This is a genomic window from Herbaspirillum camelliae (assembly GCF_001929405.1).
Classification (GTDB): Bacteria; Pseudomonadota; Gammaproteobacteria; order Burkholderiales; family Burkholderiaceae_D; genus Herbaspirillum; species Herbaspirillum seropedicae.
This window is the reverse complement of record NZ_KV880769.1, coordinates 3,554,450-3,574,769: the sequence shown is the minus strand read 5'-3', so window position 1 is coordinate 3,574,769 and position 20,320 is coordinate 3,554,450. Positions and strand designations below refer to the sequence as shown.

Genomic DNA, 20,320 nt, shown 5'->3' with positions numbered 1-20,320 from the left:
TATCAAGGCCGGCGGGCCGGCGACACTGCTTCTTGGCGCAGGGGGTGAATAACCACCACGCCAGCGAAGGCCGCGCGGATCGCCCTGTAAGGCGGGAAGGATGACAGCCTGGCGACCCGCTCCCCCCACGAGAACGCGCCGCTGGCAATGATGATGCCGTCGCACAGCCGGCCACTCCCCTCGAGCAGCCTGCCAAAGCGACAGATAAAAAAATAAGGCCCTGAAGAATCAGAGCCTTATCTCAACAACTTCTACAACTTGTGAGCCAACTGGCGGAGAGGGTGGGATTCGAACCCACGGTACGGGAAACCGTACGCCTGATTTCGAGTCAGGTACATTCGACCACTCTGCCACCTCTCCGGTTAACTTCGGTCGTTTCACTGCGTGGTGCAGCAAAGACAGCGACTATAGCAGAACTATTTTCAGAGTGGAACTATTTTCACAAAAAAAAGTTTAAAAAATAATGTCCACCTGATAACGCCGCCCCAGCACGCAACGTAGGTGAAGGAATTTTCATCTCCCCTAGCGCAGAGCTGCCCGGCATCATCATCTTGTCATAAATCACTTCTAGCATCCGTAAACTATTTGCCGTTCTTTCGACCATTCCAACCCGGTACCTGCCAGATGGCGCCCCTTTCCAACCTTTCCTTCCCGCTCGGCGCTGAAGTCGCCGACCTGATCGCCCGCGCTGCGGGAGGTACGATGTCCGGGACCGAGGACCCGATGCTCTCGCTGCTGCATGAGATCATTGCCCAGCGCAAGCTAACGGCCCTGTTCCAGCCCATCGTGCGCATGCGCAATGGCGAGATCCTGGGCTATGAGGGCCTCATCCGCGGCCCTTCCAATACCCCCCTGCATTCGCCGCTGGCGCTGTTCAAGGTAGCGCGCGCACACAATATGTCGGTACAGATGGAATACCTGTGCCGCCACATCGTGCTGACCCGCTTCGCCCAGCTGGGCCTGCCGGGCAACCTGTTCCTCAACGTCTCGCCGGGGGCGCTGATGCAGCCCGAGGCGATCCAGGGTGAAACCCTGCGCTATCTCGATACCCTGGGCGTGAACCCGCAGCGCATCATCATCGAACTGACCGAGAACGAACCCACCTACGACTACGCCCAACTGCGCAATGCCGCCATGCATTACCGCGACATGGGATTCCAGATCGCCATCGACGACCTGGGCGAAGGTTTTTCCAGCCTGCGCCTGTGGTCGGAATTGCAGCCGGAATACGTGAAGGTGGACATGCACTTCGTCCAGGGCATCAACCACGACCCGATGAAGCTGCAGTTCGTCCGGTCGATCCAGGAGATCGCCGAGAAGTCCGGCTCCATCGTCATCGCCGAAGGCATCGAATCTCAGGCCGAACTGCTGACCATCCGCGACCTGGGCATCGCCTGCGGCCAGGGATATCACATCTCGCGCCCGCTGCCGGAGCCACCGGTGTCGATCTCGGATGACGTCACCAAGACCCTGCGCCGCGACAAGGTGCCGCTGGACGCCAAGAAATACGGCCCCGGCAAGCACAACGCCACCGTCTTCAAGCTGTTGCGCGAGACCCGTTACGTCAGCCCCGAAGTGAGCAACGACACGGTCTACGACATGTTCGTCAACGATCCCCAGCTGCAGGCCCTGCCGGTGGTCAGCAACGGCCTGCCGATCGGGCTGATCAACCGCTACAGCATGGTCGAACGCTTCGCCCGCCTGTACGGGCGCGAGCTGTATGGCAAGAAGTCCTGCGCCTTCTTCATGGACCCCAATCCCATCCTGACCGAGCAGAGCACCAGCCTGCAGGACCTCTCCAACCTGCTGGTGCATGCCGAGTCGCACCACCTCTCCAACGGCTTCATCATTACCGACCGTGGCCAGTACATGGGCCTGGGCACCGGCCACGACCTGCTGCGCGAGATCACCCAGATGCAGATCGACGCGGCCCGCCATGCCAATCCGCTCACGCAATTGCCGGGCAATGTGCCCATCAACGACCACATCGAATACCTGCTGCAAAGCGGCGTGGAGTTCTGCATCTGCTATTGCGACCTGGACCTGTTCAAGCCCTTCAACGATGTCTACGGCTACCGCAAGGGCGATGACATGATCCAGGCCACCGGCCGCGTACTGCAGCAGGCCTGCGATCCTGAACTGGATTTCATCGGCCATATCGGCGGCGATGATTTCCTGATCCTGTTCCAGAGCGAAGACTGGGAAAAGCGCTGCCGCAGCATCCTGGACAATTTCGACGCCGAGACCCGCAGCTTCTACTACGACGAAGACGTCGAACGCGGCGGCTACTACACCGACGACCGCCAGGGCAACCGGATCTTCCATCGGCTGGTGTCGGTGTCGCTAGGTGCGGTCAAGATCGAGCCCTCGCAATACTCCTCGCCGCACCAGATCGCCTCGGCCGCCACACGGGCCAAGAAGCAAGCCAAGAAAATCCCCGGCAACAGCCTCTTCATCGAGCGCCGCATCCCGGCAACCTTCTCGTGGGCACTCAAGGACGCCTAGCCAGCGCCATCAAGAAAACGTTTTCACCGTCCGCAGCAAAAAAGCGGCTGCCTCAATCAGAGGCAGCCGCTTTTGCATGCAGCGCAGCGGGAATGCTCAGGTGTCAGGCATCCGGGGCCAGCCGGATCACGCCGCCCATGTAGGGCTGCAGCGCCTCGGGGATATCAACGCTGCCATCGGCCTGCTGGTAGTTTTCCAGCACGGCCACCAGGGTGCGGCCCACGGCCAGCCCCGAACCGTTGAGCGTATGCAGCAGTTCCGGCTTGCCCTGGGCATTGCGGAAACGCGCCTGCATGCGACGTGCCTGGAAGGCTTCGCAGTTGGAGACCGAAGAAATCTCGCGATAGGTGTTCTGCGCCGGCAGCCAGACTTCGATGTCATAGGTCTTGGCCGCACCAAAGCCCATGTCGCCGGTGCACAGGGTGATGACGCGGTACGGCAGGCCGAGCTTCTTGAGGATGGCCTCGGCGTGGCCCAGCATCTCGTCCAGCGCTTCGTAAGACTTCTCGGGATGGACGATCTGCACCATTTCCACCTTGTCGAACTGGTGCTGGCGGATCATGCCGCGGGTATCACGGCCATAGGACCCGGCTTCCGAGCGGAAGCAAGGCGAATGGGCGGTGAACTTCATCGGCAGCGCATCACCGGCCACGATCTCGTCGCGCACGAAGTTGGTCAGCGGCACTTCCGCGGTGGGGATCAGGTACAGCGCGGCATTCTCGGCCTCGCCTTCCTGGCCGCCCTTCTTGGCCGCAAACAGGTCGGCCTCGAACTTGGGCAACTGGCCGGTGCCGCGCAGGCTGTCGGCATTGACGATGTAGGGGGTGTAGCACTCGGTGTAGCCATGCTCGATCGTGTGCGTGTTGAGCATGAATTGCGCCAGCGCACGGTGCAGGCGGGCGATGCCGCCCTTGAGCACGGCAAAGCGCGAACCGGTCAGCTTGGTGGCGGTATCGAAGTCCAGGCCCAGCGCAGCGCCCACATCGACGTGATCCTTGATCTCGAAGTCGAACTGGCGCGGCGTGCCGACCTTGCGCAGCTCGACGTTGCCGCTCTCGTCATTGCCCACCGGCACCGATTCGTGCGGCAGATTGGGTACCGCCTGCAGGAACAGGTTCATCTGCTGCTGCACTTCTTCCAGACGGGTGGCGGAAGCCTTCAACTCGTCGCCGATGCCGTTGACCTCGGCCATCACTGCGGAAGCGTCTTCGCCCTTGCCCTTGAGCATGCCGATCTGCTTGGACAGGCTGTTGCGCTTGCCCTGCAGTTCTTCGGTACGGGTCTGGATCTGCTTGCGCTCGGCTTCGAGCGCATTGAAGCCTGCCACGTCCAGGACGAACTTGCGGGCCGCCAGGCGGGCCGCGACGTTCTCGATGTCTTTACGGAGGAGTTGGATGTCGATCATGGGAAGAAAATACGATAGGTTTGGTGCTCGAAACCGCGATTGTACCAAGTCAGGCGGCCACCACGGGCCTCCAGCAACGCCAGTCCGCAAGAAAATGCCACTTCAGCGCCGGCCAGGGTTATCCGGGGCCTATCCGGGCGGGTTACCATTCGGCCAATTCCGCCATCCAGAGACCCTGTCCCTTTCGCCATGTCTGCACCGCAAGATCCCCGCGCCCCGCGCGACGTCCCTGTCCTGTTTTCCTTGCTAGGTCTGGTAGCCGCCTTCACCCTGGGACTGTGGGCCGGCATCCATTACATGTCCAACGACGCCAGCCTGTTCTACGGACTGATCGCCGGCCTCTCCTTCGGGGCGGCCTTTGCCTTCGGCCAGCAGATCAAGAACCGCTTCGTCCCGCCCAAGGCGCGCAAGAGCGACTGGAAGGTGCAGGCTCCGGGCGCCGCCGAGCTGTCTCCGGCCCGGCTGGCGGCGCAGCAGGCGCGCAAGATCAGCGTCGCATTCGATGACGAAGAAATCCGCACCATGGTGCGCGGTGCCAAGCGCGAAGGCATCGCCTGGGCAGAGGTCAAGGACGTGACCATCCGCATCAGCGAAGGCCACTTGCCGCAACCCGAATGGATACTCTCGGGCCAGAGCGCCGAAGGCATCAAGGGCATCCTGGTCCCGAACGACGCCGAGGGCCTGGAAGCGCTGATGGAAGCCATGAAGCAGCGCCTGCCCGGCTATGACAACGACCAGAACTACAGCATCGTGATCGCCGCCATGTCGGCCATGGAAGGCAGCTTCCATGTCTGGAGCCGCCCGGCCGCCTGAGGCCCCCTCAGCGCGCCGCCTTGCCGCCGCCCGCCAGCGTCGGCTCCTGCGCCAGCCGCTGGGCCAGGAACTGGACGAAGGCGCTCAGGCGCGGCGGCAGATGGCGCGTGGCGGGATACAACGCCCACAGCTCGCCGCAGTAGTGCGTCCTGAAGCTCCATTGCGGCAGCACCTGCACCAGACTGCCCTCCTCCAGCGCCGGCCTGGCGATGAAATGTGGCAGGCTGGCAATGCCCAGATGGCGCAGCACGGCATCGAGCCGCACGCCGGTATGGTTGGCCGCATACCGTCCCTGCACCTCGACATTGACCGACTTTCCCTGCCGGCGGAAACGCCAGCGCGCATCCGCCGGCGATTCGCCGAGATAGATGCAACTATGCTCCTTGAGGGCCTGGGGATGGGCTGGGGTACCGTGAGTGGCCAGGTAATGCGGCGTGGCGCACAGCAGATGATCGATGCGCATCAGGCGCCGCCCCATCAGGCCCGGTGGCGGATGATCGGTGATGCGGATGGCCAGGTCGACCTGATCGTCGATGAGGTCCATATAGCGGTCTTCCAGCCGCAGCAACACGTCCACCTTGGGATGCGCGGCCAGGAAATCCGGCACATGCGGATGCACCAGCGCATGCCCGACCGCCTTGGGCACGCTCACCCTCACCTGCCCCTGCGGCTCGGCGTCGAAAGCGCCTGAGACAGCCAGTACGGCCTGGGCCGCATTGAGCATGTCGCGGCAACGGGCGTGGATGTCCTGGCCGCTCTCGCTCAGGCGCAGCTTGCGGGTGGTCCGCTGCAGCAATTGGGTGCCCAGGGCCTTTTCCAGCCGGGCGATGGCGCGGCTGATGGCTGAGGGCGTGGCGCCCAGCTGGCGGGCCGCTTCCGAAAAGCTTCCGGTCTCCACCACCTTGGCGAAAACCGCCATTTCGTTCAGCAGCGCGATGCTTTGATTTGTGCTCATGGTGCAAAGATCATTTGCTCAGGAGCTGGATTATCGCAACTCCAGCCGATCGATACAATGCAGGACACTTGCTGCCAGCCAATCGGAAAGCCTAGCCATGACAGAACGCCTTTACCTCACCGACCGCGCCCTGCGCGCCGACATCCACGTACTGGACTGCACCCCGCAGGACGATGGCCGCTACGCCATCCGCCTCTCCGCCACGCCCTTTCATCCGCAAGGCGGCGGCCAGCCCAGCGATACGGGCTTGATCGCTGAAGCCGAGGTACTGCGCGTGGTCAGTGAAAGTGACGGCGTCGTTCATTACACCACTGCCCCCGTCACACCCGGCCCAGCCGTCGCACTGGTCGACGCCCAGCCGCGCCAGCTGCATACGCGGCTGCATTCGGCGGGACATGTGATTGGCCAGGTCATGACCGAACTGGGATGGAAGCCGACCAAGGCCCACCACTGGCCGGGAGAAGCACGCGTCATGGGCGTGGCCGCCTCGACAGAGGTCGCGGCGCAAGAGCTGGTGCCGGCGGAGCTGGAGCGCCGTTGCAATGCCTTGCTGGCGCAGGACCTGCCCTGTGTGATGGCGATGCAAGACGGTTTGCGGCAGATCGGCTTTGGGGATTTGCCCGCCTATCCTTGTGGCGGGACGCATGTCGCCGCTCTGGGAGAGATCGGGCAGATCCGCATTCAATCCGTGCGGATCAAGAAAGGCGAGGCGTCGGTTCGCTATGAAGTAGTTGAATGAATGCCGACTTGGCTCAATTAAACGTGTAGCCAGAACCTTGCCCTGATTGCCGAAAAAATTAATTATTCACTGGCGTATTGGCAATGTCGCACTGACCTGCCCCAAGAATGAGCAAAAAGCACCTCATCGGGTGCTTTTTTGTATTGATAGTAATGCGTCTGAGACTAACTTTCTTCCGATTCATGAGCATCGACCTTCGGCTTAAGGAGGCTGGTCAGCTTTTCTACTTGCTCATTTCTCTTCGTTATGGCCTCAGTACCAACCCTTTGAGAAGACTTTAGGAACTTCTCTGCCAGCTCATTGGCAAGACCCGCACTTCTGACCTTACCGGCTACCTTCACTGGCTCGCTAGACTTGATATGAGTCACATCTTTGACTTTCTTCAACTCGCCTTCAAGATAGGCCCAGAACGGTTGCGAGGCGTAATGGGCTTCTGCTTTTGTGATCGAATCTTGAGCAGCATAGAAATCAGGAATGACCACGGACTTGCGAAGATCCAGCCATTCCACGAGCTTTTTAGGCTTCCCATTGCTGGCTTCCTTGAGGACATCCAGCGCATGCATGATGGGCAAGTCCTCTGAAACCGCGAGTTCACACACAGGAAGCAGATCCAGCATGAGATGAATAGCGGTGTCTTCCAAGTCGCCATCGACCAGACCACCATGAGCGACCAAATTCCTCAGCACCGGGAACTTGAAGGAATAGTATTCAAAAAAGAAAAAGCTCCGCATCTTGCCATCAATGTGTTGAAGCTTGTCGTTCAATGACGAGATGTCTAGCTGGCTTTCGGAGACACCAATTTCTCTACAAATATCGGCAAAAATCCCCTCAATCTGCAACGGGGCCATGCTGACCAAGGAAATGTAGTCCTTTGCTTCGAAGTGCCGAAGCATTGTCTCAATGATATGTTTTCGGCTGGACAGGATGTGAGATTTCCCCACTAGATCCAGAAGCTTTTCCCGAACGCTTGGAAGCTCACCAGGAAATCCGTTGATATAAGCAAGCGCATATTCCTTGAACTTCGCTGGTGAACTCTTGCATTCCTTCATCATTTCCCGGTAGCCGGACACTGGCAGATCCATGAATTTATTGGAATACGAGTCCAGCGAACGAACGTCGTAAGGATCGGCTGGTGCCCAATGGAACCTCCGACCAAAAGCATACGGACTATCCCCAAACAAAGAAGTAGAGAATGCAAAGACAGGACTTTTCACGGAGGCTTTGGAGATTGCATATGGCCTGATCTTGTTTGTCATGAAATCAACGATCTCATCCTTGGCCACAAGATTCTTGTTCTCAAAGTATTCCAGTTGGTTCCTGTAGTACCGCTCATCCGCAGTCAGTCGCCCATCGTTCTTCTTTTTTTCCTCTAGGCTAACTAGCTCTTTCCTGATGAAAGAAAGGTTCTTTGCAAGTGCAACAAGATCCTCATTCACACGGAAGCAGATCTCGGAAAATTTCTCTTTTGGCTCATCCTCAAGGTGCAGATACTCTTTCTCCACGAAGCTCCAAAACTCCGCTGAATCAGCAGGAATTTTTTCTCGTGGGGAGCATGCCTTGTAAGCTGCCTCAAGCTCAGCTTCGGTGGAACTCACGTTGAGTTCAAGAAGCTCACAGAGAAAAATCTTCGCAAGCTTCCGCTTGCCCAACTTGAACACATCGTTCTCGGCTAGGACCTTGCCACTCAGACCGAGAATTTCCCCAAAGGTGGTGGATTCGTTATAAGCCATCTATAGAAAGTCCTTGTTTTTCTTTTTTTGTCTTTATCAACGTGCGTGGCGAGCAATACACCAGCCGCACAACCTCACATGAAGTTGAGCATGAGACGGCCGATGGAGTTGGTCAGATCACGAGCGAAGAGAGCAAGCCACCTCTGGGAGTCGTCACCAAAGTGGGACTCGCTGAATCCATTGCGCGAGTTCGCGATCGCGTTGGTCAGCGTGGGCATGGCATTGACGATCTCAACAGGAAACGGACCTTGTGCCTGAAGTTTTTTGCTGATGTCGTCCTTCACCATCTTGCACAACGGCATGAGATCCGTCAGAGCAGCTTGAGCAGGAACGTGCTTGCGAACATATGCCTTGTAGAGCCCTTCAAGACACGTGTAGCTCAGTGTCGTTGCCCGGTTGTAGTGGTGGGCATCGATAGCCTGGTCAATGTCCTTGAGGCTCTTGTTCAGCTTCTCCGAGTTCCAAAGATCAACAGGAACGACCGTGACAGGCACGGCCTGCCCACCGCCAAACACGATGTTCCGCACGTTGTCAGCGGCAGCCTTGTCGTGAGGCTCAACGTGGTCGACAAACACGCGGTACAGGCGGAAACGTTGCTCTTCTGGCAGATTCTGAATCAAGTCCCAGTAGAAGTCTTTTCGCGAGGTGGACTTACCCTGCTGCTGTCTCAACGCAATCAATTGCTGGTAGCTCGGAGAGCCAGGATCGACCTGCTGCAACATGCGGCAGAACGTAGAACCGCCGACATACAGCGCTTGGTTCTCGCTGTTGAAGGCCAAGAACAGGTAGTTGTAGGCGGCGATCCAATTCACGGAGGCGTTCATTTTTCCACCACCGGCTCTGCCTCCAAGAAATCAGACTGCTGCACGGCAATGGGCTCAATGAACTTGCACAGCTCTTCCTGCTGTGCCACAAGGAACGGGGCTTCTTTCACCTTGTCATAGAGCTTCAGAAGGCGCTGTTCAGCCCGGTTCAAGATGATACTGTACAGCAAGGGCTGAATCTTCACCCTGTCGTTGTCTTCGGTGCGGGTGCCACCCTCACCACTCTCAATCTGATCCCCAAGAACGAAGCCATCCACCCGCGTCTCCGGCTGGATGTACCCCTTCTGCTTCAACTCCTTCACATACTTCCAGATCTGTTCTTTTTCCTTGGACCCCAGTGAAAGCTTGGTGGTCTTCAGGTCAACAATGACAAGGTGGCCCACGCCCACCTCTTCATGTTCCTCGTTGTAGGAAGGCAGCGAGTAGAAGCCGATGCTGCCATCACCGCGGATCACAAAGTCTGGCCTGTTCAACGAAGCCTTTTCAGCCTTTCCGTCAAACAGCTCGCGGATGACGGTCGTCATGCCCTTGTTGGACGTGAAATGGATGGACTCAAACTTATCTCCGAACATCCACAAACCCTTGGCAAAGAGCGGTTGGAGTTCCTTGACCTCATCGATTCCAGCAACCTGAATCTTGATCCGCAATTCGTTGATGACCTTCAGGCGGCCCTGGATTTCGTCAAGGACGACCTTCGCCATGCCAATGGTCCACTGGCTAAGCACTTCGTGAAGGGCATCCAGATCATTCGGATCTTGGTTGTGCAAGATTTCTAGCAAACCGTACTGCGACTTGCTCTTCTCCAGCTTCGCCAGGATGCCAGTCAGTTGAACGATCTCCTGCTCACCGAAATTCGGGCAGGTGTCCACAACCTCATTGACGAATGTGGTGACACGATCCTTGCTCAGAAGAGGAAGAGCGTTGACCGACTGACCGACTCGCTCAAGAACAGCACTACGCTTGTCTTCGCGTTCGGCAGCACTGGTGTTGTCAATGATCTCTCGAATCTTGTCTTGAACGATGGGTCTGGTTGCTTCCCATGCCGGGTTCTTTTCAATGAAGCCTGACCAGTCTTCCTTGACGGCGTTTTCCTTGTTCAGAAAGTCAGCTTGAACAATGAAGGTGAACCGCTTGGCCTTTTCGGTTCTGCCATCAAGAATGCGTTCAACGTCGGCGCCACGCCAACGGCAATCGCCCACTGCACGGTTCATGACCCACCACGCGATGCCATGCTGCTTCGTCGTCTTGTCAGCCTTGCGAGTGTCAATGTGGTAGATCTTGACCGTACCGTAACTGGGCACCTCAACATCCACGATAGACAGGGACGACTTGCTGATGTCGGAAAACGAAATCGGCGTTCCGTTCAGGATGACCTTGAAGGACGGATTGGCGAGGAACCGTCCACCTAGAAGCTCTCTGGCTTGCTCTACGGGGAGGTTGACTTGACGGATCTCACCGTCACCGACGATAGTCGTTCCGTGCCCCTCCACATCCTTCTCAACGAACTCCACAAGTTCAGTGATCAGCGGCTTGTTGGGCGTTCTGCTGACCTTGTAGACGAACTTCTGACCGTCTTTGATCGAGGTGATCTGGTAGTTCTTGGCGAGGCAAAAGCTGGCGAATCGGCCTTTGCCATTCTTGCCGAAGACGAAGCGCGGAAGACCTTCTACACCTGGTGGCGGTGCGGTTGTGACACCACCCTTGGCGATACGGTCATAGGACATGGCACGCCAGATGTAATCGAATTCGGCCTTTGTCATGCCCTTACCGTTGTCCGAGATGGAGAACTGCTTGTGGGTCTTTGGATCAGGCCAGCTTATCTTGACTTCGGTGGCGTAGGCATCCCAACAATTGGCAACGAGTTCGACAATAGCCGTGCTGGGATTGGTGACGATGGCACCCGCCCAACTTTCAAGAAAACGGTCCTCATAGAAGAGGTCTTCTTGCTGCAAGTTCTCATTGTTTGATGAATCAGACATCGCCCCTCCAGAAAAATCTTATTTTTCGCCAGCTTCCTCGTCCCACTTCTTCAGCATGGCGAGCTTCTCGCCGATCTTGATCTCCAAGCCCCTTGGCACTGGCTGATACCAGCTAGGTTCTGCAATGCCTTCAGGCAGGTAGGTTTCACCAGCAGCGTAAGCATTGGGTTCATCATGAGCATAACGGTATTCATGCCCATAACCTAGTTCCTTCATGAGCTTTGTCGGAGCATTGCGAAGATGAACAGGAACCTCCCGGCTCTTGTCTTGCTTCACGAAGGCTCGTGCTTGGTTGTAGGCGTTGTATCCAGCATTGCTCTTGGCAGCGACAGCTAGATAGATGACCGCCTGACCAAGTGCAAGCTCACCTTCTGGACTTCCAAGCCGCTCATAGGTCAAGGCAGCATCGTTGGCTATCTGCATGGCTCTTGGATCAGCCAAGCCAATGTCTTCCCACGCCATACGAATAATGCGGCGGGATAGATACCGAGGATCAGCACCACCGTCTAACATTCTTGTTAGCCAATAGAGGGCAGCATCAGGATGCGAACCACGAACAGATTTATGCAATGCCGAAATCTGGTCATAGAAGTTGTCGCCACCTTTATCAAAACGCCTTGCATTGAGTGATAAAGCATTCTGTATGAATTCGGCATCAATCCTCTGCACACCAGCAGCCCCGGCAGCGGTCTTGCACTGCTCAAGCAGGTTCAAGAACCTCCTGGCATCACCGTCTGCATAGCCGACAATCGTATCAACAGCTTTGTCTTCAAACTCCAAATCGCCAAGAGCTTTTTCTTGTGCCCTCTTGAGCAAGAGCTTCAATTCGTCATCTGTTAGCGACTTCAAGACATAGACCTGAGCCCGCGACAACAAAGCCGAGTTCACCTCAAAAGAAGGGTTCTCAGTTGTGGCACCAATGAAGGTAAACAAGCCTGATTCAACATGAGGCAACAGGGCATCTTGTTGAGACTTATTGAATCGGTGAATCTCATCTACAAACAAGATTGTGTTCTTGCCCTGCGCAAGATATTGCCTTGCTTGATCCATTGCTTCCCTGATGTCTTTGACGCCAGAAAGAACAGCAGACAAGGCGATGAACTCGCACTTGAAGGCACTGGCCGTGAGCCGTGCCAACGTGGTCTTGCCAACGCCGGGAGGCCCCCAGAAGATCATGGAGTGCGGCTTGCCTGACTGGAAGGCCAGTCTCAGAGGCTTGCCTTCGCCCAGCAAGTGAGACTGCCCAATGACCTCATCCAAGGTTTGGGGGCGAAGGGCTTCAGCCAGTGGTGCAGATGGCTCTGGTGCGAACAGATCAGACATGGTTTCCCGCCTCAGAACAATGGGGGAGCCCAATAATTTGCACAATCAGGCTTGTAAGTCGTTGATTTACATATGACTTGACAGCTTTGTTGAAGCGGTGGATTTCATCGACGAACAAGATGGTGTGCTTGCCCATCGCCAGGTTCTGCTCGGCCTGTTCCATGGCCCCGCGTATATCCTTCACGCCCGAGAACACCGCCGACAAGGCGATGAACTCACACTCGAAGGCCGTCGCGGTCAGGCGCGCCAGCGTGGTCTTGCCCACGCCCGGCGGGCCCCAGAAGATCATGGAATGCGGCTTGCCGGACTGGAAAGCCAGGCGCAGCGGCTTGCCTTCTCCGAGCAGGTGCGACTGCCCGATGACTTCGTCGAGCGTCTTGGGCCGCAGCGCTTCGGCCAGCGGTGCAGTGGGCTCTTGGGCGAACAGGTCAGCCATGAGGACGCTCCTCCAGAGAGCTGGAAGCGACGAAGAAGCAGGACCGCTGCAGGGCAGCTGGGGAAATAAAGTTCATATTCATCAGGATGCGGGCGTAGCGCCGGATTGCCAGACGCGTTCACCAAAGGCCGTAGTCTAACGCAGCAGGCGGCGATGGGGGCGATGGGCGAGGCCTGCAGCCATCCGGCCCAGCGGTTAGAATGCGGCCTGCGCCTATTTCTTCACCCTGCCTTCTCCATGCCCTTCGTCGTCACCGATTCCTGCATCCAGTGCAAATATACCGATTGCGTCAGCGTCTGCCCGATGGACTGCTTCGTGGAAGGCCCGAATTTCCTCGTCATCGACCCGGACGGCTGCATCGATTGCTCCATGTGCGTGCCGGAGTGTCCGGTCGGGGCGATCTACAACGCGACCGACCTGCCGGCGACCCTGGCGCATTTCGAGGAATTGAATGCCCGACTGTCCCGGCAGCCGGGCTGGAAACCCATCACCCAGGCCAAGCCGCCCCTGCCCGGGCACGAGAAATGGAAGGACGTGGCGGACAAGCTACCGCTGCTGGAACAGCCGCAGGCCTGACCCAGTGCAACATGAAGACAGCCCCGCAAGCATATGCCTGCGGGGCTGTCTTCATTCTTGCCACTCGATCCGTGCAGATCAGTTTCAGTTGTTGAAGACGTCCGCGCCCTTGGGAATGGTGAAGCTGAAGCTGTTGACCTTCAGCGGCGGATTCTTCTCGAAGCTGTCGAAACTCAGCAGCGAGACCTGGCCGAAGGAATCATGCAATTCCATGGCCACCGGCGTGCCATTCTTCAAGCCGATGCCGATACGGTCGAAGGTGGTGTCCTTGCTCTTGGGGACGGCTTCCAGCCACTCCAGGCCGTCCTTGTCGCCGGCTTCCTTGAGGGTGAAGTTCTTTTCCAGATCATTGCTGCCGAACAGGATGGCCGCTGGCGAAGAGCCGAGCGCATTGCCCAGCTTCTTGGTGGTGACCTGGTTGAGGTCCTTGTCGTAGATGAACAGTTTTTCGCCATCGGCCTGGATCACCTGCTCGTACGGTTTCTGGTAGGTCCAGATGAACTTGCCCGGGCGCGAGAACACGAAGCTGCCGCTGGAGGTGTTGACCACCTTGGTGGTGCCATTCTCGGTCCTGACCATGCGCTGGGTGAATGCCCCCTTGGCCGACTGGGTGCTGCTGACGAATTGCTTGAACTGGTCCAAAGCGGCTGCCGAGGCGCGGCCCGGCGTCAACGCCGTGATGGTGATGGCGCCAGCCACTACCAGGGCCGACAGGCCGGCTGCCATGAGCCGACGGCGCAGCGTGGAGGCAGGCGCTTGCGCGGTGCGCAGGCGAGATGCGTATCTGGAATTGTCCATGTTATTTGATTCCTTCTTGAGGTGGGCCGCCGCCAGGGTGGCGGCCTGCTTATTCGACCTGCTTATTCGGCCGGCTTATTCAGCGGCATCGCTGGCGCCAGCCGGCACCAGGATTTCACGGTTGCCATTGGATTGCATGGTGGAGACCAGACCGCTCTGCTCCATCTGCTCCAGGAGGCGCGCGGCCCGGTTGTAGCCGATGCGCAGGTGGCGCTGCACCAGCGAGATGGAGGCGCGGCGATGCTTGAGCACCACGGCCACGGCCTGGTCGTACATCTCGTCTCCCTCGCCGCCGCCGGCTCCGCCAGCCGCAGCACCGCTGCCGCCGCCGTCGGCGTCTTCGAGCACGCCTCCCTCTAGGATGCCCTCGATGTAATTCGGTTCCCCCTGGGATTTGAGGTGTTCCACCACACGATGCACTTCATCGTCCGAGACGAAAGCGCCGTGCACACGCACCGGCAGCCCCGTACCCGGCGGGTTGTAGAGCATGTCGCCCATACCCAGCAGGGTTTCCGCACCCATCTGGTCGAGGATGGTGCGCGAGTCGATCTTGGAGGAGACCTGGAAGGCGATGCGCGTCGGCACGTTGGCCTTGATCAGGCCGGTGATGACGTCCACCGAGGGACGCTGGGTAGCCAGGATCAGGTGAATACCGGCTGCGCGCGCCTTCTGGGCGATGCGGGCGATCAGTTCTTCCACCTTCTTGCCCACCACCATCATCAGGTCGGCCAGTTCGTCGATGATGATGACGATGGTTTCCAGCTGCTCCAGCGGCTCCGGCGCGTCCGGGGTGAGGCTGAAGGGATTGGGGATCTTCTCGCCGCGTTTTTCGGCGTCGGCGATCTTCTGGTTGTAGCCAGCCAGGTTGCGCACGCCCAGCTTGGACATCTTCTTGTAGCGCCGCTCCATCTCTTCCACCGCCCAGTTCAGCGCGTGGCCAGCCTGGCGCATGTCGGTCACCACGGGCGCCAGCAGATGCGGGATGCCCTCGTAGATCGACAGTTCCAGCATCTTGGGGTCGATCAGGATCAGGCGCACCTGGCGCGGGGTGGACTTGTAGAGCAGCGAGAGGATGGTGGCGTTGATGCCCACCGACTTGCCCGAACCGGTGGTGCCGGCCACCAGCAGGTGGGGCATCTTGGCCAGGTCGGCCACCACCGGGTTGCCGGCGATATCCTTGCCCAGCGCCACGGTGAGGCTGGAATGGCTGTCGTTGTAGACCTTGGAGCCGAGGATCTCGGTCAGGCGCACGATCTGGCGCTTGGGGTTGGGCAATTCCAGGCCCATGTAATTCTTGCCCTGGATGACTTCCACCACCCGGATCGAGGTCAGCGACAGCGAACGCGCCAAGTCGCGCGCCAGGTTGACGATCTGGCTGCCCTTGACGCCGGTGGCCGGTTCGATCTCGTAACGGGTGATCACCGGGCCGGGATAGGCCGCCACCACCTTGACCTCGACGCCGAAGTCGGAGAGCTTCTTCTCGATCAGGCGGCTGGTGAATTCCAGGGTTTCCACCGACACCGTCTGCTGCGACGGCGGGGCCTCGTCCAGCAGCGACAGCGGCGGCAGGTCGGTGCTGACGTCATCGAACAGGCTGGTCTGCTTTTCCTTCTGGACGCGGTCGGATTTCTGCACCTCCACGATCTGCGGCTCGATGCGGATGGGCGGCGCTTCGACGATCTTGGCGCGTTCCTGCACCACGGTTTCCTCGCGCTTGACAGCGGCCTCCTGGCCAGCCTTGCGGTCGGCCCGGGCGGCGAAGAAGTCGCGCACCCAGAACAGGCCATCCTCGATGAGTCCGCCGATGCGCTCCACCGCTGCCAGCCACGAGACATGGAACAGCAGCGAGAAGCCCAGGCCGAACAGCATCAGCAGCAGCAGCGTGGAACCGGTGAAACCGAAGGTGGGCTGCACGGCCGAACCGATCATTTCGCCCAGCACGCCACCGGACGAATGCGGCAGCTTGGGGGCAAAGCGATGCATGCGGGTGAATTCGATGCCCATGCTGCCAGTGAGCATGAAGACGAAGCCGACGGCGCGGATGAGCGGCTCCTGCTGGTGTTCCGGTTCCACCGGCTGGGCCACCAGGAAGCGGTTGGACAGGCGCCGATAGCCGCTCCACACCGAGCGCGCGGCCAGCACGCACCACCACCAGGCCGACAGGCCGAAGATGTAGAGCATCAGGTCGGCCATCCAGGCGCCCACGCGCCCGCCCCAGTTGCCCACGCGCGGCACCGAGCTGGCCACCGACCAGCCGGGGTCGGTCTTGGAATAGCTCAGCAGGATCAGTACCAGGTAGACCAGCAAGGCGGACAGCGCCAGCCAGCGCGCCTCGGATAACAGCCGCACCAGACGGCTGGGCATGGGGGGCGCCGGCGCCTTGGTGTTGCGGATGTGGGCTTGACTCGTCTTCGACATAACTTCCGTGCAAAAAAAACCAGCCGCCATTGTAACGGCATTGAATTGGCGCTTCGCGGTTTTACCGGGCAGAGGCGTCCTACGCTGCACTGACCGGTCCCGACGGTAATCGTTCTTCTGTTGCTGTGTTGCCTGCGCGGCCCCCTGCGGCTATCGCCGGCATAGCGTAATTCCATCGGCCCGCAGGAGGGCTTGGACTATAATCTTACCCGTTTTGCAGCGCGGCAATCCGTTTGTCCGTTTGCCCGTGTGAATCCCGTCTCCTGAACGGCTGCGCAGCCCGCCCGTGGTCAGGAATTGAAATCCCGGGTCACGCCTCAAGCTAGGGAGGCGAACCCACAACATACGAAGAGTAGCTTATGAGCACGACGCCCAAACATGCCAAGGTCCTGATTCTCGGCTCCGGCCCCGCCGGCTATAGCGCCGCCGTCTACGCCGCGCGCGCCAACCTCAACCCGGTGCTCATCACCGGTGTGGAGCAAGGCGGCCAGTTGATGACCACCACCGACGTCGAAAACTGGCCGGGCGACCCGCTGGGCGTGCAAGGCCCCGAGCTGATGCAGCGCCTGCTGCAGCATGCCGAGCGCTTCAAGACCGAGATCATCTTCGACCATATCCACACCACCAAGCTGTCGGAGCGCCCTTTCCGCCTCATCGGCGACAGCGGCGAGTACACGGCCGACGCCCTCATCATCGCCACCGGCGCCTCGGCGCAATACCTGGGCCTGCCCTCGGAGCAAGCCTTCATGGGCCGTGGCGTGTCGGCCTGCGCCACCTGTGACGGTTTCTTCTACCGCGGCAAGGAAGTAGCCGTGGTCGGCGGCGGCAACACGGCTGTGGAAGAGGCGCTGTACCTCTCCAACATCGCCAGCAAGGTCACCATCATCCACCGCCGCGACAAGTTCCGCGCCGAGCCCATCCTGATCGACCGCCTGCTGCACAAGGTCAGCGAAGGCAAGATCGCCATCCAGTGGCACCACACGCTGGATGAAGTGGTCGGCGACGACAGCGGCGTGACCGGCATCAAGATCAAGTCCACCCAGGACGGCTCCATCACCGAGATTCCAGTGCACGGCCTGTTCATCGCCATCGGCCACAAGCCCAATACCAGCATCTTCGAAGGCCAGTTGGCGATGCAGAACGGCTATCTCAAGACCCGTACCGGCACCGAGGGCTTTGCCACGGCCACCAGCATCGACGGCGTCTTCGCCGCCGGCGACGTGCAGGACCACGTCTATCGCCAGGCCATCACCAGCGCCGGCACCGGCTGCATGGCCGCGCTGGATGCACAGCGCTACCTGGAAGGACTGGAATAATCTTGCTGCGCTGCGAGAACTCGCAGCGCGACGGAGCATCCAAGGGCCGGGACGAGCAGATCGTCCCGGCTTTTTTGTTTTCAATCCGGCAACTCCCTCTTTCCCCAAGGAAAACAACGTGCCCCGTCCCGCGTCCGCCATCACCGTCGCCCTCGCCCTGCTGGCCCTGGGCGGCATCCTGGCCGCCTGCAGCGCCTCGCGTGAGCCGCAGGGCACTGCCGCCACTGATCCGGCCGATGCTGCCGCCAGCCAGTGCGACGCCGGTAAGGTCCAGCGCTGGATAGGCGAAGACCTGAGCGGCTATGTGGAACGCCAGGCGGCCGCCGAGTCCGGCGCCCAGGAAACACGCGTGCTCAAGCCCGGCGACGCGGCCACGATGGACTTCAATCCGCGCCGGCTCAACATCCACGTCGACCCGGGCGGCGTCATCATCAAGCTGGCCTGCGGCTGAAGACTGCGCCAGCTTCTGCTACAGTAGCCCGCTCAGGGACAAATTCGCTACAGGGTTGGGGTGGCTGTCATGGCGACTATGAAGGATTTTGCGGCGCTCAAGGGATTGCGCCGCGACCTGCAAGAGCAGGAAAAAGCGCGCGCGCTGGCCTTGGCCGAGCGAGCGCGCCAGGAAGCGGCCATCCGCGAAGAGGCCAACCTCTTCCGCAACAGCATCGGCCAGATCGCGCCGCTGCGCAGCAAGGCCATCGACAAGGCGCTTCACTTGCCCGACGCGCCCTTGCCCATCCCGCGCCAGCACCTGGCCGATGAGCAGGCGGCGCTGCTGGAGTCGCTCTCCGACGAATTCACCATCGACACACTGATGGACAGCGACGAAAACCTCAGTTTCGCCCGCCCTGGCGTGGGCATGGACGTGCTCTCCAAGCTGCGGCGCGGCAACTGGGTGATCCAGGCCCAGCTCGACCTGCACGGCTACCGGCGCGATCAGGCGCGTGAAGCATTAGGTGAATTTTTGCGTCAATCGCGCCGCCGTGGCCTGCGCTGCGTGCGGGTGATCCATGGCAAGGGCCTGGGCTCGGTCAACAAGGAGCCCGTACTCAAGCACAAGGTACGCAACTGGCTGGCCCAGAAGGATGAAGTCATGGCCTTCTGCCAGGCCCGCGCGGCCGACGGTGGCGCGGGGGCGCTGGTGGTGCTGCTCAAGTCCAGCGAGCGGGCCTGACCGAACGGCCACCGGCAAGCTCCGCATCAGAACAGATCCATCTGCCCGTCCGACCTGGCTGGCTGCCGCAGCGCTTCAGGCGCCCACTGTGGCCGCTTGAAGCAACTTGCATCCAGCGTAGCAAACGCCCGGTTGCGATGATGGATACCCAGACGCCGGCTGGCCTTCTCGAAACGCTGATGCAGCAGGTCCGCCCAGACGCCCGTGCCACGCATGCGGGTGGCGAAATCGGCGTCGTAATCCTTGCCGCCGCGCATGTCCTGGATGCGGTTCATCACCCGCGCCGCCCGGTCGGGGAAATGCGCCTGCAGCCATTGCCGGAACAGCGGGCTGACCTCCCACGGCAACCTCAGCACGATATAGCCCGCCTGGCGTGCGCCAGCCTCTACTGCCGCCTCCATCACCCGTTCCAGATCAGGTTCAGTCACAAAGGGAATCACCGGCGCAATCGACACGCTCACCGGGATGCCCGCCTCGGCCAGGGTGCGGATCACCCGCAAGCGCCGCGCCGGGCTGGCCGCGCGCGGCTCCAGCGTGCGGGCGATGGCGGGATCGAGCGTGGTGATGGTGACAGCCACGATGGCCTGATCCTTGGCGGCCATGGCGGCCAGCAAGTCAATGTCGCGCTCGATCAGGGCGGACTTGGTGATCAGGGCGACCGGGTTTTCGCAATCGTGCAGGATCTGCAGAATGCGCCGGGTCAGTTGGCGTTCGCGCTCGATGGGCTGGTAGGCGTCGGTATTGATGCCCACGGTGATGGTGTCGGGCTGGTAGGAGGGCTTGGCCAGCTCGCGCAGCAAGAGCTCGGGGGCATTGGTCTTGGCCACCAGCCGGCTTTCGAAGTCCAGGCCTGGCGAAAGCCCCAGGTAGCTGTGCGATGGACGGGCAAAACAGTAGATGCAGCCATGTTCGCAGCCCCGGTAGGGATTCAAGGACAGCGAGAACGGCAGGTCCGGTGAGCTATTGCGGCTGATGATGGACTTGGCGGTTTCTTCGGTGACGATGGTCTTCAGGCGCGCCGGCTCCTCGTCGTGCTCAAGCGCGGCAGCACCCTCTCCCTCGGCCCAATGCATGGGCTGCCAGCCATCGTCGAACTCTTCCCGGCTCACCGATTCATAGCGCCCCCGCAGGTTGGTGACCGCACCCCGTCCCTTCTGGGCTACCTGGCTGCGATGGATGAAGGTCGCAGGCGTGAGGCTAGGATCGTCCTCTGCCGTGGGCGCTGGCTGGGTCGGAAAAGGTTGGGCGATGCCCTGCGGAAATTTGGGGAAGGAGGCCACCGGAAGCTCAACAATACTGTATTTATATACAGTATTCTGCCTTCACTTG

General features: G+C 59.9%; 16 protein-coding genes, 1 tRNA gene and 1 pseudogene. 7 read left to right on the top strand and 11 right to left on the bottom strand.

The window, feature by feature from the left end; genetic code table 11:
• Positions 1–270: 270 nt before the first annotated feature.
• Positions 271–360 (bottom strand) — tRNA-Ser (locus BGK68_RS15875).
• Positions 361–624: 264 nt separating this feature from the next.
• Between BGK68_RS15875 and BGK68_RS15870 the strand changes: the two genes are divergently transcribed.
• Complete coding sequence (locus BGK68_RS15870; protein WP_075257892.1) at positions 625–2,505, top strand: GGDEF domain-containing protein; 1,881 nt, start codon at positions 625–627, stop codon at positions 2,503–2,505.
• A gap of 103 nt (positions 2,506–2,608) precedes the next feature.
• On the opposite strand, the gene serS is transcribed toward BGK68_RS15870, so the two are convergent.
• Positions 2,609–3,910, bottom strand: a complete 1,302-nt coding sequence (gene serS, locus BGK68_RS15865; protein ID WP_075257891.1) for a serine--tRNA ligase — start codon at positions 3,908–3,910, stop codon at positions 2,609–2,611.
• Positions 3,911–4,099: 189 nt separating this feature from the next.
• On the opposite strand from serS, the gene BGK68_RS15860 reads away from it, so the two are divergent.
• Positions 4,100–4,723: an anaphase-promoting protein gene (locus BGK68_RS15860; RefSeq protein ID WP_143433072.1), complete on the top strand. Its 624-nt coding sequence runs from the start codon at positions 4,100–4,102 to the stop codon at positions 4,721–4,723.
• Positions 4,724–4,730: 7 nt separating this feature from the next.
• On the opposite strand, the gene BGK68_RS15855 is transcribed toward BGK68_RS15860, so the two are convergent.
• Entirely contained in the window at positions 4,731–5,678 is a 948-nt protein-coding gene (locus BGK68_RS15855) for a LysR family transcriptional regulator (RefSeq protein ID WP_075257889.1), read from the bottom strand.
• 97 nt (positions 5,679–5,775) lie between these two features.
• On the opposite strand from BGK68_RS15855, the gene BGK68_RS15850 reads away from it, so the two are divergent.
• A complete protein-coding gene (locus tag BGK68_RS15850; RefSeq protein ID WP_075257888.1) occupies positions 5,776–6,417 on the top strand; it encodes an alanyl-tRNA editing protein in 642 nt (213 codons plus the stop codon).
• A 164-nt stretch (positions 6,418–6,581) separates the two neighbouring features.
• Here BGK68_RS15850 and BGK68_RS15845 read toward each other — a convergent pair whose 3' ends face one another.
• The 5 genes and pseudogenes from BGK68_RS15845 to BGK68_RS15825 form a co-directional block, all read right to left on the bottom strand.
• Complete coding sequence (locus BGK68_RS15845; protein ID WP_075257887.1) at positions 6,582–8,147, bottom strand: hypothetical protein; 1,566 nt, start codon at positions 8,145–8,147, stop codon at positions 6,582–6,584.
• Positions 8,148–8,221: 74 nt separating this feature from the next.
• A complete protein-coding gene (locus BGK68_RS15840) occupies positions 8,222–8,971 on the bottom strand; it encodes a hypothetical protein (protein WP_083657824.1) in 750 nt (249 codons plus the stop codon).
• The gene (locus BGK68_RS15835; protein ID WP_075257886.1) at positions 8,968–10,950 is read right to left on the bottom strand and encodes an ATP-binding protein; all 1,983 of its coding nucleotides are present in this window, start codon (positions 10,948–10,950) and stop codon (positions 8,968–8,970) included. Before BGK68_RS15835 ends, BGK68_RS15840 begins: the two co-directional genes overlap by 4 nt.
• 18 nt (positions 10,951–10,968) lie before the next feature.
• Positions 10,969–12,273 carry a replication-associated recombination protein A gene (locus BGK68_RS15830; RefSeq protein ID WP_075257885.1) on the bottom strand — a complete coding sequence of 435 codons (1,305 nt, stop codon included), beginning with the start codon at positions 12,271–12,273 and terminating at the stop codon, positions 10,969–10,971.
• 28 nt (positions 12,274–12,301) lie between these two features.
• Positions 12,302–12,709, bottom strand: a pseudogene (locus BGK68_RS15825) (AAA family ATPase); the annotation flags it as partial.
• A 237-nt stretch (positions 12,710–12,946) separates the two neighbouring features.
• Here BGK68_RS15825 and fdxA point away from each other — a divergent pair.
• On the top strand, positions 12,947–13,285 hold the full coding sequence (fdxA, locus tag BGK68_RS15820; protein WP_075259855.1) for a ferredoxin FdxA: 339 nt from the start codon (positions 12,947–12,949) through the stop codon (positions 13,283–13,285).
• 84 nt (positions 13,286–13,369) lie between these two features.
• Here fdxA and lolA read toward each other — a convergent pair whose 3' ends face one another.
• Positions 13,370–14,083: an outer membrane lipoprotein chaperone LolA gene (gene lolA / locus BGK68_RS15815; RefSeq protein WP_075257883.1), complete on the bottom strand. Its 714-nt coding sequence runs from the start codon at positions 14,081–14,083 to the stop codon at positions 13,370–13,372.
• 75 nt (positions 14,084–14,158) lie between these two features.
• On the bottom strand, positions 14,159–16,501 hold the full coding sequence (locus tag BGK68_RS15810; protein WP_075257882.1) for a DNA translocase FtsK: 2,343 nt from the start codon (positions 16,499–16,501) through the stop codon (positions 14,159–14,161).
• Positions 16,502–16,860: 359 nt separating this feature from the next.
• Here BGK68_RS15810 and trxB point away from each other — a divergent pair, with 359 nt between their 5' ends.
• The 3 genes from trxB (at position 16,861) to BGK68_RS15795 (ending at position 18,991) form a co-directional block, all read left to right on the top strand.
• The gene (gene trxB, locus BGK68_RS15805) at positions 16,861–17,817 is read left to right on the top strand and encodes a thioredoxin-disulfide reductase (RefSeq protein WP_075257881.1); all 957 of its coding nucleotides are present in this window, start codon (positions 16,861–16,863) and stop codon (positions 17,815–17,817) included.
• Between the two features lie 118 nt (positions 17,818–17,935).
• Positions 17,936–18,268, top strand: coding sequence for an I78 family peptidase inhibitor (locus tag BGK68_RS15800; protein WP_075257880.1), 333 nt, complete (start codon positions 17,936–17,938; stop codon positions 18,266–18,268).
• Between the two features lie 69 nt (positions 18,269–18,337).
• Positions 18,338–18,991 (top strand): Smr/MutS family protein, encoded by a 654-nt coding sequence (locus tag BGK68_RS15795; protein WP_171941729.1) that lies wholly within the window; start codon positions 18,338–18,340, stop codon positions 18,989–18,991.
• A gap of 26 nt (positions 18,992–19,017) precedes the next feature.
• Here BGK68_RS15795 and BGK68_RS15790 read toward each other — a convergent pair whose 3' ends face one another.
• The gene (locus tag BGK68_RS15790) at positions 19,018–20,271 is read right to left on the bottom strand and encodes a PA0069 family radical SAM protein (protein ID WP_075257879.1); all 1,254 of its coding nucleotides are present in this window, start codon (positions 20,269–20,271) and stop codon (positions 19,018–19,020) included.
• Positions 20,272–20,320: the final 49 nt, after the last annotated feature.